Origin of the sequence: Acinetobacter rongchengensis, assembly GCF_003611475.1 — a bacterium.
Taxonomy (GTDB): Bacteria; Pseudomonadota; Gammaproteobacteria; order Pseudomonadales; family Moraxellaceae; genus Acinetobacter; species Acinetobacter rongchengensis.
On record NZ_RAXT01000002.1, the window covers coordinates 60006 to 86470 of the forward strand.

The following is a 26465-nucleotide window of genomic DNA, read 5'->3' on the forward strand; positions in this document are numbered from 1 at the left end:
TTTTTTGTTGAGCCCGTCATTTTCACGTATATTGTTGCCACATTCTAGCTAGATCAATACATGGACATGTGGCATGAGCAAACAATTCGCAGTTATTGGCAACCCAATTGAGCATTCTCGTTCACCTGAATTACACCATGCCTTTGCAGCCAAAACGGGGGTTGATCTCAATTATGTCAAACGTCTTGCCCCTTTAGATGGCTTTGAAAGCAGTGTAAAAGCATTTTTTGAGCAAAATGGTCTGGGTATGAACGTTACTGTTCCTTTCAAAGAGCAAGCTTTTGCCCTATGTCAACAACTTACAGAACGTGCCAAAATAGCCAAGGCAGTCAACACACTATGGATGGAAAATGGTGTACTTCATGGCGATAACACCGATGGTCAAGGTCTCGTAGATGCGATCAAAGCCTTAGATTGGGACTTAAAACAAAGTAAAATTTTAATTATCGGTGCAGGCGGTGCAACACGCGGTGTTATATACCCTCTAGTCAAAGCAGGTGCAGAAAAGATTGTCATTGCCAATCGTACATTAGCACGTGCTGAACAATTGCTGAATGACTTAAAAACCGCTGTTCCCGAGGCTGAATTGGCTGTATGTGGTTTAGATGCACTAGAAGGACAATTTGATATCGTGATTAATGCAACATCTGCCAGTTTAACTGGCGATGCACTGATTCTTCCTGAGCAGTTACATTTTAAGCATGCTTATGAAATGGCTTACGGCAAACCATCAAGTTTTCTCGATCAAGCCAAAGCACGTGGTGTACCCACATCTGAGGGATTTGGCATGCTGGTTGGACAAGCGATTGAAGCTTTTTATATTTGGAATGGTATACGTCCAGATTTAAAAGATTTTATCTAATTTAAATTCTAACCAAGACAGAACAAAAAAATCAAAAGAACCTCATTCGAGGTTCTTTCGTTCACATCAAAATCGCCCCTACTAAAATCGACAAAACCTCTTTACTTCAATTGTGCATCACTTAAGGCTTGATAGACTTTTTTAAACAAATCGTAATCAATAAATTCAACAGAATCTTCATTTAGACCTGCAACCAATTGATCATTAAATTTGTTTTTCTTAAACGCCGTATAAGTTTTCGATAAAACATTAACAGTTTTTAAGAACTCAGCCCGTTGCTCTTTTTCAACCGTATTCTCGGCTTCAAATTGCTGCATATAATATTGAGCAAAAATAGCCTCTGTGGTCTTATATTGTTTCTGCAACTTTTGAATATCTAAAACATTTTGTTTCGATTTCATCGCATCAGTCACAATACCATTCACACGATTACCAAGCGTATCATCATATTGATGATCATCTTCTAAATGATGCTTTTTCTTTAAAGCCTCAATCTGCTTTAAAGCTGCTCCTTTCGGATTATAAACCGCTTCATCCGAGTAAGAGTACGCATAAACTGTAGCAATTTCTTGTAAATCTTGAGCAGAATAGCGTTTGACTAAATCTGGTTTTTTAGCAGTTAATTCAGCAATAAAGACCGCTTTGTAGGTTTGATCATAAGCATTGGTTTGTAGAAAAACCTGTTCAGCCAAACGATCTAAACGCTCATTTAGACTGACATAAGTTTGTCCTGATGAATCAGGTAGACGTTTGGTAAAACCACCCACCGCTGCACCAATAAGACTGCCGTTAAAAATTTCTGCAAATGATTTAGCTTCTTTTAATGCTTGACTATCTACTTTGCTGGCATTGCCATAATTCAAAAATTGCATATCAAACTTTACATTTAATTTGCGATTAAGCTCACCTAAATCCATCCCGATATCATAATCCACTTTCACAGCACGACCTTTTCCATCCAATACAAGGTCAACAAGCATTGGGTTTCTTTGGCTTTTCGGTGGTAAGCTTGCATCGATATCCGCCTGATGCTGTATCCACAACTGCTTAAATGCATTGGCATCAACCAAGTGGTCTTTGTTGCCAAAAGTCGCAAATTTAGCACTGATCTCAGCATTCTTTTTGATGTATTCTTTATCAAACAGCGAACTTTTTTCTGGTTGGGTACTTAATACATCAATCTCGTAATGATAGTCGCAATATTCCACATCACCAAAACGAGTATTGAGCTTGGTTTTTGCCAAGTCTTGGCATTGCTGTTCAGTCAATATTTTTTCTACATCTTCTGATTCATCATCTACATCACCATTATCATATTCATCGTCTGCTTCCGCACTTTCTTCTTCATCTTCATATTGATCTGCTTGCGCAATCTCAGTCGCAGTATTTGCATAATCTATAGCGTCTTTTTCAGATTCTTCTGGTTGAGTGTCATTCTCTTTATGAATGGCATAAGCTGTTTTATTGACAGCATCATAAAGCTTATACATGGCATCAGAAGCCTCTTCTGCACTATTTACATGCGTATCTTCAGCAGTGCTTTCATTTAAAGGTTTCTTGGCACCTGTTTCATATTCCCCAGAAATTTTTTCCAATGTCGAAGGATTCAATCCCAATACTGAATTTACAAAATATTCACGATTGATTGATGAATACAAATTGGCTTGTAAAAGTAATTCTTCCAATGAGGTATTTAAACGAATTTTCTCAACACCGCCGAGTTGTTTTTCAGCCGCTCCTAGCTTAAGCGTTTCAATTTGCTCAGTTGGCGATAAAATATAAGATGTCGCACCAGACTGTTTTAAAAATTCGACAAAAGCTTTGGTATCGACTCTCGAAATTTCATTCTTAAATTTTGAAAAATCATAATAGGCATATTTATGCTGATCTTCTGGACGAGCTAAATATGGAATGAGCGAGAAAATTTGCGCATAAAACTTATATTCATTGAAATCGATCACTGTGGGAATACGCATTTCAACAGATAAATTAGGCTTTTTATATATGGTTTCTATATTAAAAGAGGCCATTTTCTGACGATAATTCACCGTCCCATCATACTGAATTTGCATATCATTTAAGATACTTTGTACGACGTCAGCACCCATACCCACAAAGCTATTAAAGTTACTCGAATTTTGTTGAGCGAGCGTCTGATATAACTCTTTTTTCTGAACAGGCGTCAATTGAATTTTTTGCTGTTTTAAATATTGTTCCAACTTTTTTTCAACCGTTGGATCAAGTTGAGGTGTAGCAGCATCTTTCGAATTACGCTGCTCTTGATGGGTTTTATTCAATTGAACTCGAACTTGCCCACGATAATCAAAACTTGGGTATTCATATAACGCATTTATACCTTGTACGGCACGCTGAGCAACATCCTGATTTGTATTATTTTTTACAACATGAGTAGAACAAGCAGATAAACTCAACCCCAAAAGACATAAACTTAATTTTGATAATTGCATAAGATTACTTTTCACCCTAATATTTATAATGACAATATAAAATGAATATAAAACATTTAAAACAAACTCCCAACATTATCAAAAAATAAGCAAACTTACCTGTATCTTTTCTTACAAATTAGCCTTTCTGACAATTTTTTTAGAATGTCTTATCAATGTATTCTGAGTTTGATTATGAATAATGAAATCATCGATCGAAAAATCAAAAAATATTTCTAAATTAGGATTAAACCTCATGCCAGCATATAAAGCTCCCATCCGAGATATTCGTTTTTTAATGAACGAAGTTTTTGACTATCCTGCACATTATAAAACATTATCTATTGGCGAAAATGCCGATGCAGATACAGTGGATATGATTATCGAAAGTGCAGCAGATTTTTGTGAAAATGTGCTTTCTCCTTTGAACCAATCAGGTGATCAGGAAGGTTGTCATTTTAAAGATGGCGAAGTGACTACACCTAAAGGTTTTAAAGAAGCTTATGACCAGTTCATTCAAGGTGGATGGCAAGGTCTTTCTTACCCAGAAGAGTTTGGTGGTCAAGGCTTACCAATGTCTTTAAATTTGGTGAAGTCTGAAATGATGGGGACTGCAAACTGGTCTTTCACCATGTATCCTGGTTTAAGTATGGGTTGTATGAACACCATCATGCAGTTTGGTACAGACGAGCAAAAAAATACTTATATGCCTCACCTGACTGCGGGTACTTGGTCAGGCACCATGTGTTTAACTGAACCACAATGTGGTACAGACTTAGGTCAAGTTAAAACTAAGGCAGAACCAAAACAAGATGGTACCTATGCAATCACAGGGACTAAAATCTTTATCTCTGCGGGTGAGCATGACTTAACTGAAAACATCATTCACATCGTACTTGCTCGTCTTCCAGATGCACCTGCAGGTACCCGTGGTATTTCTTTATTCATCGTTCCTAAGTTCATTCCAACTGCAGATGGCGGTGTCGGTGAACGTAACCCTGTAACTTGTGGTTCGATCGAACACAAAATGGGGATCCATGCCAATGCAACTGCAGTACTCAACTTTGACGCTGCAACAGGTTACCTCATCGGTGAAGTGAATAAAGGCTTACACGCAATGTTCACATTTATGAACACTGCACGTATTGGTACTGCTGTTCAAGGTCTTGCACATGCTGAATTGTCATTCCAAGGTGCCTTACCTTATGCAAAAGAGCGTATGTCTATGCGTGCGCTTTCTGGTAAGAAAGATCCAGAGCGTGTTGCAGATGCGATCATTCATCACGCAGATGTCCGTCGTATGTTATTGACTCAAAAAGCGATTGCTGAAGGCGGTCGTTCAATGATTTATCATGCTGCTCAACTTGCAGACAAAATGGCTGATGCACTTGCTCAAGGCGACCAAGCTAAATTTGATGAATATGATGACAAATTAGGTTTCTATACACCAATCCTCAAAGGTTTCTTAACTGAAATGGGCTTGGAAGCTGCCAATAATGGTATGCAGGTCTTTGGTGGTCATGGCTATATCAAAGAACATGGTATGGAACAAATCGCACGTGATGCTCGTATTTCAACCTTGTACGAAGGTACAACTGGCGTACAAGCATTGGATTTAATTGGTCGTAAAGTTTTACTATCTTCTAAAGGTAAAGTAGTTCGTGAATACACGGCTGAAATCTTGAGATTCTGTGGTCAGCATGCACGTAACAAGTATATGCGTCGTTTTGCATGGGATCTTACTAAAATCTGTGCACAGTGGAATGCGTTAACTGTTCGTATCATGCTTGCAGCACGTAAAGACCGTGACATCGTTTCTTCTGCTTCTGTAGATTTCTTGATGTTCTCTGGTTATGCAATGATGGCGTATTACTGGGCTCAACAAGCGGCTGTAGCATCAGAAAAACTTGCTTCTGGTGAAGGTGCTGAAGTTCCTGAGTTCTATAAAGCTAAAATCAAAGTTGCTGATTTCTACTTTGAACAATTATTGCCTCGTTCACAAGGTCATGCTGAATCTATGGTAAATCCATCGAAAACCATGATGTCTTTAGAAGCAGATCATTTTAGCTTTGACTACTAATAAGTATTAAACTTTTGATGTGATGAAAGAGCGCTTAGGCGCTCTTTTTGTTTGGTTTTAATTTTTTTGAGTAGAAAAACTGAGGAAGATATATCAATATTGCTTTATAAAAATGACGACTTTAAATTTTATTGACCACTTTTTAAAGCCCTAGACCCTACAAAAATACTGCAAGACAAATCACAAATAGCTCATGCAATTCACGATTACATTTCCCTCAATACTCTCAATACTAAATAAACGCTTCTAATACTGAATTTAGAAATACATGCCCTTGCTCAGTACATGCCAAACGATTTTGATCATCGACCATCAGCTTACGTGCACGCAATGCATTCAAAGCTTGATCCAAAGTACTAAGCTCTAAACCTGTCCGTTGTTGATAAATATCAGCGTGTACACCCTCATTTAAACGCAAAGCATTCATCATAAATTCAAAAGGCATCTCATCATTTTCAATCCGATGATACTGCACATGCTCAGCGGGAACCTTGGCTAAATAATCTTTCGGTAAGCGTGTTTTTTGGAACCGATAAACACCATCTGGCTGCGTTACCTTGCCATGTGCCCCTGCCCCAATCGCCAAATAATCACCAAATTGCCAATAATTTAAATTATGTGCAGATGGTTTTTCTTTACGCCATGCAGACACTTCATAATTGATAAAACCGTTGGCTTGTAAATAAGCTTCACCTTGTTCTTGAATCGTTTCAAGTACGTCATCAACAGGTAAAATTGGTTGAGTGCGGAAAAATACTGTGTTCGGTTCAATGGTCAATTGATACCACGAGATATGCGTAGCGCCATTTTCCACAGCCAATTTTAAATCCAATAAAGCTTGCTCTAAAGTCTGTTCAGGCAGCCCATGCATCAAGTCAACATTAATCCGCTGAAAGCCTGCTTCTTTGGCAAGTTGAATCGCAGAAATCGCATCATTATTTGAATGAATACGTCCTAATTTTTGTAAATGATTTGTATTAAAACTTTGTACGCCTATCGATAAGCGATTTATTCCTGCATTTAAATAACCTGCGAATGGATCATGTTCAACTGTTCCAGGATTGGCCTCTAAAGTAATCTCACAACCCTCTTCAAAAGCTAAAAGGCTTTTTAACTGGGTAAATAACCATTCATAACCTTGAGCAGAGATCAGCGAAGGGGTTCCTCCTCCAATAAAAACACTATGAATTTTACGACCTTGCGCAAAATCAATTTGAGTTTTAAAGTCTTCAACCAAAGCCTGTAAATATTCTTGCTCTAAATCTAGTGATAATTTTCCATCAGGTACGGCATGTGAGTTAAAGTCACAATAAGGGCATTTGCGCACGCACCAAGGCATGTGAATATAGAGAGACAAAGGAACGTCGTGAGGATTTAAATCAGCCAAGGAACAAGCTCAAAGCAATGAGGAAGAATAAACGATTTTAACATGAGTTGAAGCTGAGCATACGAACAAGCCATCAATTTACTTTAGAGTAGATTACTAAGGTGGAAAATTAAGGTGAATAAAATGATAAAACTGTCGAGCCAACTGTTACTGCTTTTACCTTTGGCTTTGGGAATTGGTATTGCCATGACTTTTCAAACTGCAATCAATGCGCAATTACGTGAATATCTTCACTCTCCCTTACAAGCTGCCCTTTTATCCTTTTTAGTTGGTACAATAGTGCTCGCCGTATTTGTGTTTTTTCAATCTCAGCCTAAACCATCACTTACGCAGTTCGCCCAAATTCCATGGTATTTATGGCTAGGTGGCTGTTTGGGCGTCTATGCGATTAGTATCAGCATTTACGCTGCACCAAAACTTGGATTTTTAACACTGTCTGGGTTAATTATCTTTGGTCAAATTTCCATGTCAATGGTGATGGATCAGTTTGGATTATTAGGCGTAGAAAAAACACCAATCAACTGGCAACGCCTTTTCGGTAGCGTGGTGATTTTTTTTGGTGTGCTTCTCACTCTACAACGCTAACCATTTTTTATCTAAGCACATTTAAAACGAGTAAATTTTGTGTCGAATACTGCTGTCACAACTACCCGCTTTGAATTAAAGCAACTCTTTCATTTGATGTTCCCGATCCTGATTACACAATTTGCTGCAGCGGGTTTCGGATTAATTGATACCATCATGGCAGGCCACATGTCCGCAGAAGACTTGGCTGCAATTGCTGTTGGTGTAGGTTTATGGATCCCAGTGTTACTCCTTTTTAGTGGCATTATGATTGCAACCACACCTTTGGTTGCCGAAGCGAACGGCGCACGTAGCCCTGAAAAAATTCCGTCTATCGTTCGCCAGTCTTTATGGGTCGCGTTATTGCTTGGCATTATCGCCATGCTTATTTTACAAACTATGCCGTTGCTGTTGCCTTTACTGGGTGTACCTGAGTCTTTATTGCCTAAAGCCAGTTTATTTCTACATGCCATTGCTTTTGGTATGCCTGCGTACACGATGTATTCAACCTTACGTGGCTATTCCGAGGCTTTAGGCTATCCTCGCCCAATTACACTGATTAGCTTATTGGCACTGCTTGTACAAATTCCTCTGAATTTTATTTTCATGTATGGTCTAGGGCCAATTCCACACTTGGGTAGTGCTGGCTGTGGGTTTGCAACAGCAATTTTGCAATGGATCATGTTCCTCACCCTGAGTTTATATATCTTCAAAGCCAAACGTTATCAAGCGACTCAACCTTTAAAGGTTTTTGAGAAGATGGACAGCGCATTAATCAAACGGATTCTAAAACTTGGACTTCCAATTGGTTTGGCTATTTTCTTTGAAGTGAGTATTTTTAGCACGGGTGCAATCATTCTCAGCCCGCTTGGTGAGGTAACGGTTGCTGCGCACCAAATTGCAATTTCCGTAACATCGCAATTATTTATGATTCCGATGTCTTTGGCACTTGCACTGACCATTCGCACAGGAACCTATTATGGTGAAAAGAATTGGATTGCAATGCGTAAAGTGCAAAAAATTGGACTGATCACGGGGACATTATTTGCACTGGTCACCATGCTATTGATGTGGTTATTACGTCCATTGATCGTATCTGCATACACCAGTGATTACGATGTTTCACAAGTTGCAATCTATCTGATTTTATTTGCGATTGCCTACCAACTGATGGATGCATGGCAAGTCAGTGCTGCAGGATGCTTACGGGGTATGCAAGACACCAAAGGCCCAATGTGGATCACCATGATTGCGTATTGGGTCATCGCTTTCCCTGTCGGGATTTATCTTGCACGTTATACAGACATGGGCGCAGCAGGTGTTTGGGTCGGTTTAATTGTAGGATTAAGTATTGCCTGCGTTTTATTGCTGATACGTTTATATATGAATAATAAGCGCTTGAGTCAGGCTTAATCTGTAATATTCAAAAATAATGCTGTTGATGACAGCATTATTTTTTCAGTATGTGAATCTATCACCTGTACATTTATAGAATACTTCTTAAATACTTTGATATTGCTGAGTTTACAAATACACCGCTAATTTTTCTCAAATTGAAGTTGATAAGCACGCTGAAACTGTTCTGATAATTCCGACTCTTCAACAGCCTCTTTGACAATCGCTTGCCCGACGATTACATCTGTTCCATTAAATGTCATGGTTGGTCCGCCGTACAAAGCATAGCCTTCATTTAAAGCTTTACTCACTCTTGCACAAAAATGTACATCATCTTTACCTGTTAAATAACGATAAACTTTCATAAAAACAAACAAATTAAGATATTTGACGTATTCTAAATCAAAATGATGCCAATCAATGAATAAAAGCCCAGTCAAAACTAACACCATAACAATAGCCAAACAGAAACAAACATTTAACAATTTAAAGTAGGCAGTTTAAGAATTGTCGCCTATGATCAAAATCAATCACATGCATGATCCAAATAAAAGGATGCTCACGAATGTCTAAAAATACCAGTACACCCGGTCGCCGCTTTATGAAGCTTGCCAGTATGACAGCAAGTATTGCGACAAAAACGGTATCTAATTCAATTCGTAACTTTAATGCAGATGAAGAACAGAAAAATGAAGCACGTAGCAAACTCTTTCAAGATATTGGTGTTCAAATTGCCGACACTTTAGGTGAAATGAAAGGCGCTGTGATGAAAGTTGGGCAAATTGCATCACAGTACAAAGATATTTTCCCACCAGAAGTCGCCCGAGCAATTGCAAAACTACAACGCCAAGCACCTGCAATGCCTTTTGCAGAGATCAAACAGCAAGTAGAAAAAGAACTGGGCAAACCACTAGAACAAATTTTTAGACATTTTGATGAACAACCTTTTGCTGCTGCTTCGATTGGACAAGTACATCAGGCAACTTTACCGAATGGCACAGCAGTTGTGGTTAAAGTCCAATATCCGGGTGTCGACGAAGCTTGTGAAAGTGACCTCAAACAAGTTCGTTTAGCTTTACGTCTCATGGGCGTCTTAAAAGTAGATAAAAAACTTCAAGATCGATTGTTTAAAGAAATCCAAGACAGCTTACATGAAGAACTCAATTACGAAATTGAGGCGCAGAATTTACAAGTATTTAAAACTTTCCATCAAGCTTTAGATAGCAAAATTATTATTCCAAAAGTCTACACAGAATATTCAAGTCGTCGGATTTTAACGCTCAGCCTTGAAAAAGGTGAAAGCATTGAAACTGCAAGCACGTGGGATCTAGCTGTACGCAATGATATCGGTCGTCGACTGATTCGAGCTTTAGGGCAAGAAATCTTTTTCTTGAAGCGTTTTCATTGTGATCCTCATCCAGGCAATTTCGCATTCCGTGAGGATGGCAGCGTAATCATTTATGACTTTGGCGGAGTGAAAACTTTATCCAATGACATTATTAGCCACTTTAAAAGTTTAGTTCGTGCTGCACGTCAGCAAGATATCGTAACGATTGAAAATCATCTGACAGATTTAGATGCACTTGCAGAAAAAAATAAGTTCCCAGAAGAGCTTTATAAGGACTGGCTCGAAATTTTATTACGTCCACTAACCACTCACTATGATTTTGCTGAAAATTCGGCACACCATGACGGCATGAAATTGGTGAAAAAATCACTTAAATATTGGGACGTATTTAAACCTTCTCCAGATACTCTAATGGTTAATCGAACCATTTCAGGACAATATTGGAACCTAATTCATTTAAAAGTGAGTGACAATTTAAACGATCTATTTGAAGAACTCGTTCCATCTATTGATTAGCAATACTTATTCAGAGAGTTGTTGAGAAAATTTTTTGATCATTCAACATGCCCTTTAAAGATATTGAAAATGTCGATTTGACATGAGTACGCTCTAAATGTAATATTATAACATTACATAATTATTTAGGAATATGAAATGAGAGCAAATATCCATCCTCAATATCAGGAAGTTTTATTCCACGATACCAATGCAGATGCTTACTTCCTTATTGGTAGTACCATACAGACCAAACAAACTAAAGAATACCAAGGGAAAACATACCCCTATGTAACACTTGATATATCAAGTGCATCACATCCTTTTTACACAGGTGAAGTTCGCCAAGCCAGTAATGAAGGACGTGTGGCAAGCTTTAATAAACGTTTTGCTCGTTTTAAACGTTAATCAAAGATTGTTAATCTTGATTTAAGCATGTACTTTTATATTTGAACTGTATTTGAAGTCTAAGCAATATCCTCCTCTTGCTTAGACTTCTTTTTTATGCAAAAGCTTTATTATTTTGTAGATAAAATCATTTGGAAAATATAAAAACCAACAGCCAATCCAATGACACCAACCAATACACTTGAAATGCTATAAGCCAAAGCGATAGGCAATTGGCCTTGACGAATCAATTGAAAAGTTTCTAAACCAAAACTGGAAAATGTCGTAAAGCCACCTAAGATTCCAACCATTAAAAACAACCGGGTTTCATTTTGTAGTACAGGATATTTTTGAGTAAAGGCAAAAAATACCCCTGCCAAAAAACATCCCAATACGTTGACAGACCATGTCGTCCATGGGAATAAGCTATGTGGTTTTGAAATAATGAATCCTGCTCCATAGCGTAAACTTGCACCTATAGCACCACCACATGCGACAAGAAGCCAACTCATTTCCACAACTCTCCCTAAATTTAATGTGTATAAATACAAACTTATCCACAGATTAGCATGTGAGTCATGGAGAATCTATTTCAATGGATATTCATTTTGCACATAAAAGTCCAATTCAGGTACAACAAAAGCAAAAACATCTTGCTCATTGACACCCCATTCTTTTAACAGCGGACAGTGAATGTTGAGAGCTTGCGCAGCTTGAATTTGACTAAAATCAAAAGGCATTTCAATATCACCTTGCGATAATTTTGTCGGTTGATCTACCCACTCTACCCAAGCGTGATCTTGATCAACTAGACTTCGTACAGCTCCATCCCAACAAGAAAATAACGGTCGCCATGCTTCAGGTAAGTACTTTTCAGTGCCTATTTTCACAACGCTATGCAATTGGTATTGTTGATCAATACTGAACATCGTATGAATTTTTTGATCTTCAGATAAATGTTCAAATGCTTTCGCATACTGGGCAGGCATTGCATCACTGGCCAATCGTCCACTCAACACATAAAGCATTTGATCAACGATCACTTGTTCAAAAATTATGGTTTTTTCTTGCTGAACAGGATCAATATAAAATCGCCAATTACTTTGCTTCGGAGAAGGCATGCATTTTCTAAACCATCCTAAAAATGAAAAACCAAAATGCTCATTCTGATAGGTCAATATTGTAAAAATAGTTTTACCTTGTTTTTCCCATAAGGTCACAGATTGAGGATAACGTGAACGCACGTGGTCTATGTCGACCAACCACGATAAATACACGATATTTTTAACACGGCTTTGTAGCTTTAAAAAAGGCAAAAACCGCATCACAATGCGGCGCAAATTGAGTAAAAACCCAAGATGAACAATGAACGCAATACCTTTTTCGATCCAACCACTTCGCTGATTTTTATAAGTATGGCGACTCATCTGTAACGTCCTATCACAACCACAAAAATATTATTTTCAGTGATTGAGCAAAATCAATTTAAGAAGTAGAGAATATAGATAAAAATTAATTTGCGACAACCTTAACCATGAGCAATACAGATGGAAATACGATCGGTGACATTTTATAGAAAATCGATTGAAGTTTAGGCGTATCTTTTTGGCTCTTCATCACTTTGCCTTTACAATAAAGACCTGCAAAAAATGAACACATAAGAAACATTACAAAAGGAATTGTAAAAAGCTGCGGTTTGTCTGAGCTAAACAACAATAGAGAAAAGAAACCGAGCCCATAAAATACAAAAAATAGATTTTTATTCATAAAACCCCTCATGCAATTCACTGTATTTGGAATAACCTCAAATGCTTTCAATAAAACTTTGATGTATTCAAGCTAGAATGTGTTTCTTATTAAGTTTCATTGATGACATATATTTTCATTATGATACTTTTTAACCAATCTTCTATTATTTATCACAAAAAATCCTAATATGTCAAAAACTATCACTCACTTACATATTGAATTTTTATTAGCATAGAAATCATAATTTTATATTGAATTAGAAGACTAGATCTTAGTAATACATTCTCTCAAAGGCAAACAAGTAAGTATCATTCTGGCTTATAGGTGATGTGGATGAGGCAAATTTTCGCTATGATGGACTCGCATTTGATTCTAGAAAATTTTGGGAATACATCATGGTTCAACAATTATTAGCACAACTTCAAGCAGGCGATGCAAAATTTGCAGATGTGATTGCTTTTATCGAAGCTCGTTATACGCATACACCAACAGCATTCCAAAATGGACAACAACACAATGCTGCAACTGAAAACCAAGGCAGTGCTAAAGTATTTTCTTTTGCCCAAATCAACGATCTCGATCAACAGCAAACTTTAAACTTATTTGCTGAACACTATGCAGCGGTATTGGCAACACCTGAGGCAACTGACCATCAAAACATTCGCCAATTTATGCAAAATGGTTGGGATGGTGTTCAATTCGAAGGACAAGCTTTAGCTGCCAAATAAAGCATTTAGAATGAACTATCTCATTCTAAAATAAATGAAAAGGGATCAAAATGATCCCTTTTTGCTTACAGATTTTGGTCATGATTTTATGCGGTTAAGGGCGTTCATCATATTGCGGCAAGCCATCACAAATGCTATCCCACTCGGCTTTATAAGCGACAAAAATATGCATTGTTGGCTTATGTTCAAGTGACGTATCCAAAGTACCAATTCTCAAACGGTAATGATCTGGTAATTCTGATTTAATACTGATAATTGGTGAACCGCATTCCCCACAAAAACAACGCTGTGTTGTCGATGTCGATGCAAATTTCTTTAATAATTGTTCACCTTTTACAATTTTAAAATCAGCTCTTTGAATCAGTGCATTGGTTGCAAAAGCAGTACCGTTGGCTTTACGGCAACGCTGACAATGGCATTCAATAATCTCTCCAATTTCCCCATGAATTTCATAGTGAATTCCGTCGCACAAACAACTTCCTGTATATAATTTTTCAGCAGTCATATGTTCTTCTCTTGTTTGAAAATATCATCAAACTAGCATAAATTTCTCATTTGAATCGAGACTTATATCTAGGCTTTTTGTATAGATTCAACATTAAGGAAATGATGTACGCCTTGCCCTGCTGCACGCCCAGTTGCAAAACATGCCGTGAGTAAATAACCACCCGTAGGTGCATCCCAATCCAACATTTCTCCACAGCAAAATACATAAGGATTTGATTTAAGCTGTAAATGTTCAGTTAAGCCTTGCTGTTTAATTCCACCTGCACAACTAATCGCTTCATCGATTGGGCGAAAACCCTCAAGCTCTATTTTTAAGTGTTTAATGTGTTGAGCTAATTTTTCAGGATTATTCCAAAGCGATTTATCCACCAACTCTCGAATTAAATTTGATTTTGCCGCATCTAACCCCGCCTTGCGCCAAATATTATTGGTGGATTGCTTTTTAGATGGCTGTAACTTTTGAATCACTTGTTCTGAGCTTTGATCTGGCAAGAGATCCAAGTTGATTTGTAATCGCTGAGTATTCTTTTGCAAAAGACGCAAAGCACGGCCTTGCTTATAAATAAGGCCACTTTCCAAACCATAATGGCTAATCACGATATCGCCTTGGTTTTTCTCAGCATGATCAACCCACGCTTCAACACGCTTTAACGGCTGCCCAAATACAGGTTGCATAAACTTAGACCATGTTCTAACAACCCCTGCATTACTGGCTTGAAAAGGTTCAATTTCAGAAGTATTTAACCATTGTTGCCATGCACCATCACTACCTAAACGTGCCCATGAAACTGCACCACAAGCGAGGATAATCGCATCAAACGCTTGTGTAAAAACGCATTGATCTTTTAAATTTTGAATTTCTAATGTTTGTTTTTTTAAATTTAAAATTTGATGACGATAATAAAATTGTACTTTTTGCTCAGCCAAACGTTTTAACCATGCTCTTAACAACGGCGCAGCTTTCATCTCTACAGGAAAAATTCGCCCTGAACTGCCAATGTAAGAGTCAATCCCTAGACCCTTCATCCAATTTTGGATCCATTGAGCGTCCCATTGTTCAACCCACGGTTTCAACCATGCTGTATGGTCATAACGTTGAATAAATTGTTCGATCGCTTCGGCATGGGAAATATTCAAACCTGTTTTCCCTGCCATTAAAAACTTACGTGCTGCTGAAGGCTTTTGCTCAAAAACATGTATTTCATAGTTTTGATCAGAAAATTGACTCAACATTTCTGCTGCCATCAAACCCGCTGGGCCCGCACCAACGATCGCAATTCTCTTACTCAACATCAGACTTCTCAATCGAAGTTTGCATATTTTTGCCCTGTAAAGGCTGAAACTCATCAAAACGTGTCAAATAATTCTCAGGTTTTTGAATAATCAACTGTTGGCATAATTCTCCACGTTCCAAATATTTAATCTCAAAATGTGTTCGTGCAGAATCTTGAGCAATCACCTGTTTTTCATAAGGTAATTTCCAAATATTTTGCAACTGTTGTTCTGCTTCATCAATATATTCAGGAATATTACTGGCCAATGTCACCGTACCATTGCTGTGTAATCTTGAGATTAAAAACTCAAAGAATGGCATGTTCAGCCAACGTTGTGCAGGATTATGTGGTTCTGGGTTTGGGTACAAAATGAAAAACTGCTGCACTTGATTTGGATATAAAGCATGTACCACCCAAGGGATTGCATCTGCATGCAATGGCTTTAAATTAGGCAGACCTTCAAGTTGATGTTGCTTTTGCATCGCAATGAATTTCTCACGTGTTCTTTCAACTGCAATCAATTTCAAATGCGGATGTTGTCTTGAAAAAAGCAATGCATGTTTGCCTTTTCCAGCACCAATTTCCACACAAACTGGACTATTTTCAATGGATTGAAAATCACGAGGAGCATGCATACGCTGTGCTTGAAATTGACGAATCGACATAATCAGATCAAACTAAGAAAAATCAGTGCAAGTTTAACAACTCTTCACACATTTTGCTTTTTAAAATGAGGATTTCAACATGACTAAATCATTCCCATGCCCAAGATGCGGAACGCCAACCACATGGGAGAATAATGAATTTAGACCTTTTTGCTCAGAACGTTGTAAATTGATTGATTTGGGTGCATGGGCAAACGAAGATTATAAATTGCCTACAGAAGATGCCCCGCAGGAGGAAGATTTATAATTTTTGATCGTTTTTTATCATCTCCTTACAATTTTTAAAGATAAGTTTATCATGACATAAACTAGACTGAGCCCACTTTGTGGCGTCATTAAACACATAATTCATATACTATTCATAATAAATAGCTACTTTATAGAGATGGAAAAAATGTAATAATGATAAACTGTTATCACATTTTTAGTATAAAGCTAATTATAGCAATTCATCATTAAACTTAAGCGTAGGTAGGAGTTATAAAATGTATATCGGTGTCAAAATATTGAGTATTCTTTTATCTTTATTGTGCATATTTTTCACTTTCATAGGCATTTATGCACTTGATTTATCACTTATCTTTATAGGGGTTTTATTCGCTATTGCTATTGTGTTAATTACGCTAGAAACAAAGCATAAAGTAAGCAATCCTTTCAAAGGACATTAAAATTTTGATACTTTAATTTGACTTAACGTAATTGTTTTAAAAATTTAACTTATGTATAATCACTCACTTAAAGATAAAAATGTTAATTATTTATCAAAAGAGAGTATTAAAAGTGAAACTATACATAACTTTTAAAACAATAATGAGTGTATTTATGGTTATGGGTGCAGTGTTTCTTTTGCTAGGACTGTATAACTTAGATGCTGCTTTAATTTCAATTGCTGGTTTATTCGCAATCGCAAGTTTTATCTTGAGATTGGAAATGAAAGATCATTTATTTGACCCTTTTGCTTGAAATTCCAATCACATAGCAACAATAATGATGGTGTAGATATGGCTTCACCGATATTTAACAAACAAGTTCCACTATTTCGCTCTTCACATAAAAAATGGTTCTAATACTGAAAACAGTTTAGAACCATTTTTTATGTGGGGTTATTTCAACTCAATAATCCCTAAATAGCCATGAAATACTTAGCCCGCTTTACTCGCAACAAATGGATTGTGCTGTTTTTCAAAGCCGATGGTACTCATCGGTCCATGTCCAGAAATAAACTGTGTTTCATCAGGTAAGCTAAAACATTCACGTTGAATTGAATCTAAAAGTTGTTGATGATTACCTTTCGGAAAATCAGTACGCCCTATCGACCCTTTGAACAATACATCACCTGTCCAAAGCACGCCATATTTGGAATTATAGAACATGACATGACCTGGGGTATGGCCTGGTGCAAAGCGTACTTCGAACTCTTCAGCACCTAAAGTTAACTTTTCACCACCTTCAAGCCATTGATCTACGTGCACAGGTTCTGGAACTGGAAAACCATAACGAGCGGAGACTTCTTGGATCATATCCAACCAAAACAAATCTTCTTTATGTGGTCCAATCACCGGAACATTCCATTCCTTCACCAATGCACCCACCGCCCCTGCATGATCCAAATGACCATGCGTTAACCACAATGCTTTAACCGTTAAACCCAATGCTTCAACTTCTTGTTTCAACTTTTCAGGCTCACCACCTGCATCAATCAATACGGCTTCTTTAGTTTCAGAGTCCCAAACGATCGAACAATTTTGTGCAAATGCAGTAACTGGGACAATTTTGACTTGCAACATAATAATTTCCTCAAGAAAGTTCTGAAAATATCAAACCGCCAAATTAGAACGTACTGTATCTAATTGCGCTTGGAGAAGACTTTCAAATAATTGAATATGATCAGGGCGACCATTTAAAGCAGGAATATAAGCATAAGATTGACCACCTTTGCTTAAGAATAATTCAGCATTTTGAATGGCAAGCTCTTCTAATGTTTCTAAACAATCCGCAGAAAATGCAGGACTAAGTACTTGTACAGAATCAACACCAGACTCAGCCCACTCGACCAATAATTGGTCAGTATACGGCTTGACCCATTCTTGTTTACCAAAGCGAGATTGAAAGCTGATCGCCCATTCATCATCAGCCAAACCTAATGCTTGTGCAACTTTAAATGCTGTGACTCGGCAACGATCCGCATACGGATCGCCCTTATCTGCATAAGGTTGAGGAATACCATGAAAGGACATCAAGAGTTTTTTAGCTTGCCCATGTTGCTGTTGGTAATCTCGTACACTATTGGCAAGCGATTGAATATAAAGCGGATGTTGATAATAATCACGAATAAAACTTAAACCCGGTATATTTCGCTGTTTCAATAACCATTGCGCAACAGCATCATATAACGGTGCTGTTGATGTCGCAGAATACTGTGGAAATAAAGGCAAAAGAATAATGTGATCATACAATTTGTGCGAAGCATCTTTCAGTACAGTATCGATTCCGGGCTGACCATAAGTCATGGCTGGAACAATATCTAAATCTAAATCACTATTGCGGCTCAGTAAGCTTTTTTGTAACAACGCCACTTGCTCAAATAAGATTTCTCGCATAGGGGAATCATTTGACCAAACTTGTGCATAAGCTTCCGCAACACGTTTCGGGCGAAAGGGCAAAACAAAAGCATGAAGAATCAATGCCCAAAGCAGTTTAGGAATTTCAATAACCCGTTGATCAGATAAAAACTGCTTTAAGAAAGCACGTACCGCAGGTACGGTTGGCGCATCTGGGGTTCCAAGATTTGCTAAAATAATCAAAACTTTAGGTTTAGATATAGACATTTCTACTCAATTTGAACAAGATCAAAATCTAGGCCTTAGCTTAGCAGAGTCTTCTATGCTACTAAACAAAATTCTAGTTGATCTCTAGGACCAAATATCTTTGTTTACTCAATTAAAAGATTGACGAACGCTGACCTATTCGCTGATAACTTTCCAATAGCTTGATGCATTTTTCAGTCATCTGCCATAACATGCGTTGACGATCATCACGACCAACTGGAGTAATCCAATCATTTTGGCGCATCTGCTGTTTAATGGTATGTAATGAACGAATATTGATTTGAGCTCTAGACACAGCATGTGCTCTTGGCATAACCACTTGAGCATCCGTTAAGCCTGTATTATTTAAATATTCATTCAATACCTTAGAAAAGAAATCTTCGGGCGTCGGGCGTCGGAATTCAATCGATAAAATTTTCAATAATTCTGCCCACGTCATTTCACGAACAGGAGACAATTCTTTGAAATTACCATCCTGATAAGCATGCATTCGATAGTCAAAGCTAAACGCTTCATGCAAAGAAACTTTAGGTAAGGTTAAAAATGGATCAGACTCATTCTTGCCTTGCTCAATAGTGACTTGCGCCAATTTAGCTTTTAAACGATCAATTTCATCTTGTAAAACCTGAATATTTTGCGGTCTTACCCACCCCACAACAGGATAACGCTCTAGCATTTGCGGCATATAAGAACGCACGGCTAACTCTAAATCACGTAATGTCCGATAGGTGACCACCTGTTCAACTTCTTTTTGAAGTTGGTGTCTAAAATCTTTAAACTTTTCTTTTAAAATATGCGCTTCATCTTGTAAATGAGCTTCACGCGCATCTGGGTTCTCATGCATAAACACAATAATCGGCTTTTGCTTGGTCACTGCATAAATATATTCCAAATGCATATAACTCACACCAGAAACAGACTGCTCACCATACTGGCTACCGAGAAGCAATAAAACATAATCACAATCATCAATCTGACGGCGAGCAAAGGCAGTACTCAATGGCGTACGTTGTTCTAATCCCCACGAAAAGAACCCCATACCAATGAGTGTCTGTGAAACAACCATCCGTTCTGGCTGCATATCTTTGCCAGATGTCGTAATAAAAACTTGATAACGTTTATCGAGCATAGGTCAACCCATTCTTGTCATATCACTCGTTTAATTCTTCCGTGAATTATTATCGGAGTAATATGCCCTACACTTATTAAAAAATTTAAAAATCTATTCAATATTGAAAGAATTAGATGAGTTTATCAACAATATTTTCTATTGACCATGTAATTTCTGGTTGAATTAAATGTTTTAAAACAATTTCTAACTCTTTTGCATTTTGCCCGCTGACAAAACATCTTAATCGTGTCTTATCCTTAGCGATCGTTTTCGATATTAACTCATTTTTAAGTAAAATACGTGCCGTTTGTCGTGCCACTGCGGAACCAGAATCTACCAGAGTCAATTGATTTTCATATAAAGATTGAATTGCTGATTTTAAAAATGGGTAATGTGTGCAGCCTAAAACCAAATGATCTGCATTTTTATCGACAATCGGATCTAGAACTCGCTTTAAACTTTCTTTGCATTCTGGACTATTGTGCAAACCATCTTCCACATACGGCACCAGATCTAAGCAGGTTACATTTAAAACTTCAACTTGAGACGGTTCTGCAAAACGCTGAATTACATCCTTAATTAGTTGCCCTCTAAATGTAGCAGGTGTCGCTAAGACAGCAACCACTTTACTTTTACTTTGTAACACCGCAGGCTTTAAAGCAGGAACTAAGCCAATAATCGGAAAGTTTTCGCCATAATGCTCCCGTAAATAGTCCAAGCTAAATGCAGAGGCCGTATTGCATGCTACCACTGCAACTTTACACCCTCTGCGGTATAGCCATTCAATTGCATTGGCCGTTAACTCACGAATATTTTGATCTGAACGTGGTCCATAAGGCACATGAGCTGTATCTGCATAATAGACAAAATGTTCATTCGGTAAATAATTCGCAATTTCTTGCGCAATCGATAAACCACCTATTCCTGAGTCAAAAATACCAATAGGGGCATCTGCCGAAGCTTTTGGCATTGGATTTTCTAAGGGATATAAAGGGAGAATGGCACTCATTTGATCCACTCTTTGTATGAGTCAAAAATAATTAATAAGCTTAAACTTCAAGTGCCCAATTGCAAGTGAAAATCGCCACTTTGTAGAGATAAAATGGTATCGCCTTGTTCATTTTCAAGCAATTCGCCATATTCAATCAAGTGAAAAAAAGCTTGTCTTTGAATCAGTGCATTAATTCCAAACCGCACATGCACATAAGGACGCATTTCGCCTTGAAAATCACGCATGAAAATAGGATGTTCTTGATCCACAATCACCACGTCTTGGTTGATTGTGATCAGTTGTAAATAAAACTGCCCGTCAATATCAATTTGATCGACCTGATTGACCAACAAAGGTTCATCTTCAACCTCAATTTCAATCTGTTCAACAGGGGTTTTTAGGTAGAACTTACCCGCCTCTTTCCACAATACTTTACTAAACAGGTCTAAAAGCGCTTGACGCTTAATCAATTGACCTTCGTGCCACCATTCTCCATTGGCTTTTACCCTCAAATCCATTTTGCCACAATGCTTTGGATGCCACTGCTCTAAAGGTGGAATTGACCTTTTGTGACTCGAGTGTGCATCTTTTAAGTATTGTGCAATACTCATTAAGTTTTTATTATCATCACTCGACTGATTTTGAACCTCTGATGTTGAATTATTTTGATTTACCATGGTTTATACCCTGCTGACTAAAAAATAAGACGACTCAGCCAATTGGCTAGATCAAGGTTTGAAACTATACTAACGCAAAATATATTATCGATACGAGCGTTAATTCGTATCACGGAATTTTTAGAACACTCACGGCAGCACCGCTTTATTATTTTCAATAAATGTATACGGTTGCCACCCTTTGAAATATGAGGAGTCCTACATGGAACACATCGAACGTGAATCGATGGAGTTTGACGTAGTCATCGTAGGTGCAGGCCCTGCTGGTCTTTCTACTGCGATTAAAATTCGTCAATTAGCGATTGAAAACAACCTTCCAGACCTTTCTGTTTGTGTGGTTGAAAAAGGCTCTGAAGTTGGTGCGCATATCCTTTCTGGTGCTGTACTTGAACCTCGCGCAATGAATGAACTTTTCCCGAACTGGAAAGAAGAAGGCGCACCTTTAAATGTTCCTGTGACAGAAGACAAAACTTACTTTTTAATGTCTGCTGAAAAGTCTCAAGAAGCCCCGCATTGGATGGTGCCTAAAACCATGCACAATGACGGCAATTACGTTATTTCTTTGGGGAATGTCGTTCGTTGGTTAGGAACCAAAGCGGAAGAGCTAGAAGTCTCTATCTTCCCTGGTTTCGCTGCTGCCGAAATTCTGTACCATGAAGATGGTACGGTGAAAGGCATCCAAACAGGTGATATGGGTATTGGTAAAGATGGCGAACCAACGCATAACTTTACACCGGGTTATGAATTACATGCTAAATACACGATCTTTGCAGAAGGATGCCGTGGTCATTTAGGTAAGCGCCTCATTGCAAAATACAATCTTGATGAAAAAGCTGATCCACAACATTACGGGATTGGGATTAAAGAACTTTGGGAAATCGATCCTGCAAAACATAAACCAGGTTTAGTGATGCATGGTTCAGGTTGGCCTTTAGCTGAAACTGGTTCTTCTGGTGGTTGGTGGTTATATCACGCAGAAAATAACCAAGTGACTTTGGGGATGATCGTTGATTTATCTTACGAAAACCCACACATGTATCCATTTGCTGAAATGCAACGTTGGAAAACACACCCACTGATTAAGCAGTATCTTGAAGGTGGTAAGCGTATTTCTTATGGTGCGCGTGCTGTTGTTAAAGGTGGCTTAAACTCTTTACCTAAATTGACCTTCCCAGGCGGTTGTTTAATTGGTGATGACGCAGGCTTCTTGAACTTTGCCAAAATCAAAGGCTCTCACACTGCCATGAAGTCAGGTATGTTGTGTGGTGAAGCTGTATTTGAAGCGATTCAAGCAGGTGTCGGTAAAGGTGGTGATTTAGCCGTTGCACGTGTGACTGAAGGTGAAGATTTCTTCGCTAAAGAATTGACAGCTTATACTGACAAATTTGAAAACAGCTGGTTAAAAGAAGAGCTATATCGCTCTCGTAACTTTGGCCCAGCGATGCATAAATTTGGTTTATGGATGGGTGGTGCATTTAACTTTATCGATCAAAATGTCTTTAAAGTACCATTTACCTTGCATGATTTAGCACCTGATTTCAGTTTATTGAAAACTGTAGATGTGGCTACATTCAAACCGAACTATCCAAAACCAGATGGTAAATTGACTTTTGACCGTTTATCTTCAGTATTTGTATCCAATACAGTGCATGAAGAAAATCAGCCAGCACATTTGAAGTTGATTGATCCGACGATTCCAGTTCGTGTTAACTTGCCAAAATGGGATGAGCCTGCTCAGCGCTATTGCCCTGCTGGTGTTTATGAAATCATGGAAAATGATGATGGTTCTAAGCGTTTCCAAATCAATGCAGCGAACTGTGTACATTGTAAAACGTGTGATATTAAAGATCCTTCACAAAACATCATTTGGGTAACACCAGAAGGTGGCGGTGGTCCAAACTATCCGAATATGTAATCTATTTGTAGTAAAAAAATCCCTTCATAATGAGGGGATTTTTTATTGACTAAAACATTAAAACTTTGAGCATCAACAAGAATCTGAATCGTATTATTTTTAGTACAGCTTACGATTAATATTTTTTCTAAATTACTATTGTCGCATCTCCAATCACCTTCGCAATTGGTTCGCTAACCCTTCTTCACCAAATAATGAAACTCTTTATTTCCAGCATCATCTAAAACTTCTTCTTGTAAAATCAATTCATGTCCGAGATGCATACAAAATTTAGGAATATCCCATGATGTTGAGTTATCTGTTGCAAATACCTCTACGACATCACCTGACTTAGATTTACGGATTGCTTGATGCAACATCATCACAGGTTCAGGACAACGCAAACCACAAGTATTTAACTGAATGCTCGGTGTAGGCAACTGTTCAGACATGCTAGGCTCTCAAAACGGGAAAAATAGAGCGTAAATTTTAGCACAAACTCAAATAATCGATAAGACTTGAAGATTCATTACCATATGGTGCATAGATTCATCACTTTAAGAGATAGACATCTGTATTTTCTTCGGTATGATAAAAATTCATTTATTCAATATTCAGCATCTTTAGGAAAGATCATGCACGAGGAATCAGGCCCATCATGGGGAATGCGAGGCTTACGCAAATGGTTAGGTACTGCACCCGAAACCCGTGATGAACTGTTAAAATTAGTACAAGATTCACGTCGTTTTTTAGAACCTGACACCGTAGCCATGTTAGAAGGCGTATTAGACCTTCCAGCAACCAAGATTCGTGAAGTCATGACGCCACGAACCGCGATGGTCAGCTTACAAGAAGATGACCAATTATTAGATATTTTGCATGTTCTCATTGAATCTGCACATTCACGTTTCCCTGTTTTCTCGGCAGATCAACCTGAAAATGTAGTGGGTATTTTACTCGCCAAAGATCTTTTACCCTTTTTAACAGATCGTTCATCTGTGGTAGATGTACATTCTTTAATGCGCCAACCCTTATTTGTTCCAGAAAGCGCTCGTTCAGACCAAGTCTTGAGAATGTTGAAGAATACACAAACGCACATTGCAATTGTGATTGACGAATATGGTTCAACCGCTGGACTGGTCACTCTAGAAGATATTCTAGAAGAGATTGTCGGTGAAATTGAGGATGAGCATGACAATGTCGATGAAGAAGCTCAATTTATTATTCCAGACAAATCACATAGCACACCTAACACATGGATTGTGCAAGCGCTTACACCAATTGAACATTTTAACAATGTTTTAGATGCTGATTTTTCTGATGATGAAGTAGAAACTGTTGGCGGATTATTGCTTCAAGAAATTGGTTTAGTGAGCGATCTACAAGGTCAAGTGATTGAGCTTGATGATTGGCAATTCACCATTATTGAAGCAGATGCCCGCACAATTCATCTGATTCGAGCTGTACATAAATGAGAGCGTATTTCGACAAACTATTAAATCCATCACAACAAAAAGCACAGCTACCTTTTATTTTTCCGTTGCTGATCTCATTGATTTCAGGCGCAGTATTTAGCCTAGCACTTGCACCATACTATTGGTGGTGGTTAGCAATTTTATCACCTGCATTGCTTTACGCATGTTTAAAAGGAAGATCACCAAAGCAAGCCTTTGCAATTGGTTGGAGTTATGGTTTTGGCTTATGGTTTGTCGGTGCTTTTTGGCTCTACACATCCATACATGTTTATGGCGATACCAATGCTGTATTAAGCGTCTTAATGATTGCGATCATGGCCATTTTAATGGGGCTTTTTACTGCAATCCAAACTTGGGTATATCGACGATTTTTTCCTGAAACACCTCTTACATTTACGCCACTTTGGGTGTTATTTGAATGGTCTAAAACATGGGTCTTCACAGGTTTTCCATGGTTGTTTGCAGGTTATGCGTTTACAGAACGTTTCTTAGATGGCTACGCTCCTCTTTTTGGAGTATTTGCCGTTTCCTTTGTGGTCATTCTACTTGCCAGCGCACTGGTTGAAATCCTGAATAAAAAAGTATTTTGGATTGTTCCATCAGCCTTATTATTACTGGGTGCATGGGGAGCTTCTTATATCACTTTTGTGCAACCCAAAGCGGAAAAACCCCTTTCAGTTTCACTCATTCAAGGCAACATTCCACAAGATTTAAAATGGTTGACTGAATACCAAGTAAAAACCCTCGAGATCTATATCAACCTCAGCCGTACCGAGTGGGGTCGTGATCTGATTGTTTGGCCAGAATCGTCCATACCGTTGTTTCAAACAGATATTGAACAGTTTTTGCAACTTATGGATCAGCAAGCCAAAGATTCAGGAACAGCATGGGTCACAGGTATCCCGTATTGGGACTTAAAAGAGTCTCAACAAAATGGCTATCCAATGTATTACAACAGCATGATGGCTTCAGGTGCTGATTCATCGGGTTTATATAAGAAACAACGCCTCGTGCCCTTTGGTGAATATATTCCATTATCAGGTCTTTTAAGCTGGGTACTTCCTGCCTTACAAAATGATCCATCAATGAGTGGTTTTTCACGTGGTGCAAGTGATCAAAAACCCTTTAATATCAAAGGACATCATCTTGCTGCAGCGATTTGTTATGAAGTTGCCTATCCGAATCTTACACGTCGTAATGCGATCAATAGTGACTTTTTGGTGACTGTTTCTAATGATGCGTGGTTTACGGGTACAGCAGGCCCTTTGCAACATCTTCAAATGGTTCAAATGCGTGCCAAAGAAAACGGTCGTTGGTTTATTCGAGCAACCAATACAGGTGTGACAGCATTTATTGACCATCATGGTCATATCGTTAAACAAGCGCCTATAGATAAAAAAGCAGTACTTCGCGGCGAATTACCTGCGATGCAAGGTGAAACGTTATATACCCGTTTAAGTGATTGGCCAATTCTAGGCTTCTCATTATTGTTACTGATTTTAGGCTGGATTTATCGTCCTAAAAAAGTTGATATTAGCTTTAAATCTAGACGCTAATTCACATCAATCCTCTCTCCTTTTGAAAAGGCGAGAGGATTGATT

General features: G+C 38.1%; 26 protein-coding genes. 12 read left to right on the forward strand and 14 right to left on the reverse strand.

The features are described 5' to 3' along the window. Positions 1–73: 73 nt before the first annotated feature. Positions 74–862 carry a shikimate dehydrogenase gene (gene aroE, locus D7V20_RS01710; protein WP_120382620.1) on the forward strand — a complete coding sequence of 263 codons (789 nt, stop codon included), beginning with the start codon at positions 74–76 and terminating at the stop codon, positions 860–862. Between the two features lie 101 nt (positions 863–963). Here the strand turns inward: aroE and D7V20_RS01715 are convergent, their stop codons facing one another. Further along, on the reverse strand, positions 964–3330 hold the full coding sequence (locus D7V20_RS01715; RefSeq protein ID WP_120382621.1) for a hypothetical protein: 2367 nt from the start codon (positions 3328–3330) through the stop codon (positions 964–966). A gap of 235 nt (positions 3331–3565) precedes the next feature. Here D7V20_RS01715 and D7V20_RS01720 point away from each other — a divergent pair, with 235 nt between their 5' ends. Continuing rightward, positions 3566–5389 carry an acyl-CoA dehydrogenase C-terminal domain-containing protein gene (locus D7V20_RS01720; protein WP_120382767.1) on the forward strand — a complete coding sequence of 608 codons (1824 nt, stop codon included), beginning with the start codon at positions 3566–3568 and terminating at the stop codon, positions 5387–5389. A 232-nt stretch (positions 5390–5621) separates the two neighbouring features. Here the strand turns inward: D7V20_RS01720 and hemW are convergent, their stop codons facing one another. Then, a complete protein-coding gene (gene hemW / locus D7V20_RS01725; RefSeq protein WP_120382622.1) occupies positions 5622–6776 on the reverse strand; it encodes a radical SAM family heme chaperone HemW in 1155 nt (384 codons plus the stop codon). Positions 6777–6899: 123 nt separating this feature from the next. Between hemW and D7V20_RS01730 the strand changes: the two genes are divergently transcribed. Both D7V20_RS01730 and D7V20_RS01735 read left to right on the forward strand, forming a co-directional pair. Next, positions 6900–7361: a DMT family transporter gene (locus D7V20_RS01730; RefSeq protein WP_120382623.1), complete on the forward strand. Its 462-nt coding sequence runs from the start codon at positions 6900–6902 to the stop codon at positions 7359–7361. A 96-nt stretch (positions 7362–7457) separates the two neighbouring features. Beyond that, positions 7458–8753 (forward strand): MATE family efflux transporter, encoded by a 1296-nt coding sequence (locus D7V20_RS01735; protein WP_407923916.1) that lies wholly within the window; start codon positions 7458–7460, stop codon positions 8751–8753. A 125-nt stretch (positions 8754–8878) separates the two neighbouring features. On the opposite strand, the gene D7V20_RS01740 is transcribed toward D7V20_RS01735, so the two are convergent. Next, positions 8879–9100, reverse strand: a complete 222-nt coding sequence (locus D7V20_RS01740) for a DUF1737 domain-containing protein (RefSeq protein ID WP_120382768.1) — start codon at positions 9098–9100, stop codon at positions 8879–8881. A 200-nt stretch (positions 9101–9300) separates the two neighbouring features. Between D7V20_RS01740 and D7V20_RS01745 the strand changes: the two genes are divergently transcribed. Together D7V20_RS01745 and D7V20_RS01750 are read left to right on the forward strand one after the other, a co-directional pair. After that, positions 9301–10599 carry an ABC1 kinase family protein gene (locus D7V20_RS01745; protein WP_120382625.1) on the forward strand — a complete coding sequence of 433 codons (1299 nt, stop codon included), beginning with the start codon at positions 9301–9303 and terminating at the stop codon, positions 10597–10599. Between the two features lie 138 nt (positions 10600–10737). Beyond that, positions 10738–10986 (forward strand): type B 50S ribosomal protein L31, encoded by a 249-nt coding sequence (locus D7V20_RS01750; protein WP_120382626.1) that lies wholly within the window; start codon positions 10738–10740, stop codon positions 10984–10986. A 110-nt stretch (positions 10987–11096) separates the two neighbouring features. Here the strand turns inward: D7V20_RS01750 and crcB are convergent, their stop codons facing one another. Next, positions 11097–11477 (reverse strand): fluoride efflux transporter CrcB, encoded by a 381-nt coding sequence (gene crcB / locus D7V20_RS01755; RefSeq protein ID WP_120382627.1) that lies wholly within the window; start codon positions 11475–11477, stop codon positions 11097–11099. Between the two features lie 75 nt (positions 11478–11552). Then, positions 11553–12392: a DUF2071 domain-containing protein gene (locus tag D7V20_RS01760; protein ID WP_120382628.1), complete on the reverse strand. Its 840-nt coding sequence runs from the start codon at positions 12390–12392 to the stop codon at positions 11553–11555. 717 nt (positions 12393–13109) lie between these two features. Here D7V20_RS01760 and D7V20_RS01770 point away from each other — a divergent pair. Next, on the forward strand, positions 13110–13442 hold the full coding sequence (locus tag D7V20_RS01770) for a HopJ type III effector protein (RefSeq protein WP_120382630.1): 333 nt from the start codon (positions 13110–13112) through the stop codon (positions 13440–13442). A gap of 94 nt (positions 13443–13536) precedes the next feature. Here the strand turns inward: D7V20_RS01770 and D7V20_RS01775 are convergent, their stop codons facing one another. From D7V20_RS01775 to D7V20_RS01785, 3 genes are all read right to left on the reverse strand, one after another. Beyond that, complete coding sequence (locus tag D7V20_RS01775; RefSeq protein WP_120382631.1) at positions 13537–13947, reverse strand: GFA family protein; 411 nt, start codon at positions 13945–13947, stop codon at positions 13537–13539. A gap of 68 nt (positions 13948–14015) precedes the next feature. Further along, the gene (locus D7V20_RS01780) at positions 14016–15242 is read right to left on the reverse strand and encodes a TIGR03862 family flavoprotein (protein WP_120382632.1); all 1227 of its coding nucleotides are present in this window, start codon (positions 15240–15242) and stop codon (positions 14016–14018) included. Next, positions 15232–15894 carry a class I SAM-dependent methyltransferase gene (locus D7V20_RS01785; RefSeq protein ID WP_171407733.1) on the reverse strand — a complete coding sequence of 221 codons (663 nt, stop codon included), beginning with the start codon at positions 15892–15894 and terminating at the stop codon, positions 15232–15234. The genes D7V20_RS01780 and D7V20_RS01785 overlap by 11 nt, the downstream gene beginning before the upstream one ends. Before the next feature lie 73 nt (positions 15895–15967). On the opposite strand from D7V20_RS01785, the gene D7V20_RS01790 reads away from it, so the two are divergent. Both D7V20_RS01790 and D7V20_RS19810 read left to right on the forward strand, forming a co-directional pair. Then, positions 15968–16135 carry a DNA gyrase inhibitor YacG gene (locus tag D7V20_RS01790; protein ID WP_010111830.1) on the forward strand — a complete coding sequence of 56 codons (168 nt, stop codon included), beginning with the start codon at positions 15968–15970 and terminating at the stop codon, positions 16133–16135. Between the two features lie 575 nt (positions 16136–16710). Further along, positions 16711–16851, forward strand: a complete 141-nt coding sequence (locus D7V20_RS19810; protein WP_171407726.1) for a hypothetical protein — start codon at positions 16711–16713, stop codon at positions 16849–16851. A gap of 179 nt (positions 16852–17030) precedes the next feature. On the opposite strand, the gene D7V20_RS01800 is transcribed toward D7V20_RS19810, so the two are convergent. From D7V20_RS01800 to D7V20_RS01820, 5 genes are all read right to left on the reverse strand, one after another. Then, the gene (locus D7V20_RS01800) at positions 17031–17675 is read right to left on the reverse strand and encodes an MBL fold metallo-hydrolase (protein ID WP_120382635.1); all 645 of its coding nucleotides are present in this window, start codon (positions 17673–17675) and stop codon (positions 17031–17033) included. 30 nt (positions 17676–17705) lie between these two features. Next, entirely contained in the window at positions 17706–18716 is a 1011-nt protein-coding gene (hemH, locus tag D7V20_RS01805; protein ID WP_120382636.1) for a ferrochelatase, read from the reverse strand. A 112-nt stretch (positions 18717–18828) separates the two neighbouring features. Next, positions 18829–19845: a DUF4062 domain-containing protein gene (locus D7V20_RS01810; protein ID WP_120382637.1), complete on the reverse strand. Its 1017-nt coding sequence runs from the start codon at positions 19843–19845 to the stop codon at positions 18829–18831. Between the two features lie 112 nt (positions 19846–19957). Then, positions 19958–20836 carry a glutamate racemase gene (gene murI, locus D7V20_RS01815; RefSeq protein WP_120382638.1) on the reverse strand — a complete coding sequence of 293 codons (879 nt, stop codon included), beginning with the start codon at positions 20834–20836 and terminating at the stop codon, positions 19958–19960. A gap of 47 nt (positions 20837–20883) precedes the next feature. Next, complete coding sequence (locus tag D7V20_RS01820) at positions 20884–21495, reverse strand: DUF1285 domain-containing protein (RefSeq protein WP_120382639.1); 612 nt, start codon at positions 21493–21495, stop codon at positions 20884–20886. A gap of 202 nt (positions 21496–21697) precedes the next feature. On the opposite strand from D7V20_RS01820, the gene D7V20_RS01825 reads away from it, so the two are divergent. After that, entirely contained in the window at positions 21698–23410 is a 1713-nt protein-coding gene (locus D7V20_RS01825; RefSeq protein ID WP_120382640.1) for an electron transfer flavoprotein-ubiquinone oxidoreductase, read from the forward strand. A gap of 173 nt (positions 23411–23583) precedes the next feature. On the opposite strand, the gene tusA is transcribed toward D7V20_RS01825, so the two are convergent. After that, on the reverse strand, positions 23584–23841 hold the full coding sequence (tusA, locus tag D7V20_RS01830) for a sulfurtransferase TusA (protein WP_120382641.1): 258 nt from the start codon (positions 23839–23841) through the stop codon (positions 23584–23586). A gap of 183 nt (positions 23842–24024) precedes the next feature. On the opposite strand from tusA, the gene D7V20_RS01835 reads away from it, so the two are divergent. Together D7V20_RS01835 and lnt are read left to right on the forward strand one after the other, a co-directional pair. Beyond that, complete coding sequence (locus tag D7V20_RS01835; RefSeq protein ID WP_120382642.1) at positions 24025–24864, forward strand: HlyC/CorC family transporter; 840 nt, start codon at positions 24025–24027, stop codon at positions 24862–24864. Beyond that, positions 24861–26420, forward strand: a complete 1560-nt coding sequence (lnt, locus tag D7V20_RS01840; RefSeq protein WP_120382643.1) for an apolipoprotein N-acyltransferase — start codon at positions 24861–24863, stop codon at positions 26418–26420. The genes D7V20_RS01835 and lnt overlap by 4 nt, the downstream gene beginning before the upstream one ends. Positions 26421–26465: the final 45 nt, after the last annotated feature.

Coding starts and splice junctions, on each gene's coding strand:
- aroE (WP_120382620.1), top strand. CDS start 74: ATGAGCAAACAATTCGCAGTTATTGGCAACCCAATTGAGCATTCTCGT.
- D7V20_RS01715 (WP_120382621.1), bottom strand. CDS start 3,330: ATGCAATTATCAAAATTAAGTTTATGTCTTTTGGGGTTGAGTTTATCT.
- D7V20_RS01720 (WP_120382767.1), top strand. CDS start 3,566: ATGCCAGCATATAAAGCTCCCATCCGAGATATTCGTTTTTTAATGAAC.
- D7V20_RS01730 (WP_120382623.1), top strand. CDS start 6,900: ATGATAAAACTGTCGAGCCAACTGTTACTGCTTTTACCTTTGGCTTTG.
- D7V20_RS01735 (WP_407923916.1), top strand. CDS start 7,458: ATGTTCCCGATCCTGATTACACAATTTGCTGCAGCGGGTTTCGGATTA.
- D7V20_RS01740 (WP_120382768.1), bottom strand. CDS start 9,100: ATGAAAGTTTATCGTTATTTAACAGGTAAAGATGATGTACATTTTTGT.
- D7V20_RS01745 (WP_120382625.1), top strand. CDS start 9,301: ATGTCTAAAAATACCAGTACACCCGGTCGCCGCTTTATGAAGCTTGCC.
- D7V20_RS01750 (WP_120382626.1), top strand. CDS start 10,738: ATGAGAGCAAATATCCATCCTCAATATCAGGAAGTTTTATTCCACGAT.
- crcB (WP_120382627.1), bottom strand. CDS start 11,477: ATGAGTTGGCTTCTTGTCGCATGTGGTGGTGCTATAGGTGCAAGTTTA.
- D7V20_RS01760 (WP_120382628.1), bottom strand. CDS start 12,392: ATGAGTCGCCATACTTATAAAAATCAGCGAAGTGGTTGGATCGAAAAA.
- D7V20_RS01770 (WP_120382630.1), top strand. CDS start 13,110: ATGGTTCAACAATTATTAGCACAACTTCAAGCAGGCGATGCAAAATTT.
- D7V20_RS01775 (WP_120382631.1), bottom strand. CDS start 13,947: ATGACTGCTGAAAAATTATATACAGGAAGTTGTTTGTGCGACGGAATT.
- D7V20_RS01780 (WP_120382632.1), bottom strand. CDS start 15,242: ATGTTGAGTAAGAGAATTGCGATCGTTGGTGCGGGCCCAGCGGGTTTG.
- D7V20_RS01790 (WP_010111830.1), top strand. CDS start 15,968: ATGACTAAATCATTCCCATGCCCAAGATGCGGAACGCCAACCACATGG.
- D7V20_RS19810 (WP_171407726.1), top strand. CDS start 16,711: ATGGTTATGGGTGCAGTGTTTCTTTTGCTAGGACTGTATAACTTAGAT.
- D7V20_RS01800 (WP_120382635.1), bottom strand. CDS start 17,675: ATGTTGCAAGTCAAAATTGTCCCAGTTACTGCATTTGCACAAAATTGT.
- hemH (WP_120382636.1), bottom strand. CDS start 18,716: ATGTCTATATCTAAACCTAAAGTTTTGATTATTTTAGCAAATCTTGGA.
- D7V20_RS01810 (WP_120382637.1), bottom strand. CDS start 19,845: ATGCTCGATAAACGTTATCAAGTTTTTATTACGACATCTGGCAAAGAT.
- murI (WP_120382638.1), bottom strand. CDS start 20,836: ATGAGTGCCATTCTCCCTTTATATCCCTTAGAAAATCCAATGCCAAAA.
- D7V20_RS01820 (WP_120382639.1), bottom strand. CDS start 21,495: ATGGTAAATCAAAATAATTCAACATCAGAGGTTCAAAATCAGTCGAGT.
- D7V20_RS01825 (WP_120382640.1), top strand. CDS start 21,698: ATGGAACACATCGAACGTGAATCGATGGAGTTTGACGTAGTCATCGTA.
- tusA (WP_120382641.1), bottom strand. CDS start 23,841: ATGTCTGAACAGTTGCCTACACCGAGCATTCAGTTAAATACTTGTGGT.
- D7V20_RS01835 (WP_120382642.1), top strand. CDS start 24,025: ATGCACGAGGAATCAGGCCCATCATGGGGAATGCGAGGCTTACGCAAA.
- lnt (WP_120382643.1), top strand. CDS start 24,861: ATGAGAGCGTATTTCGACAAACTATTAAATCCATCACAACAAAAAGCA.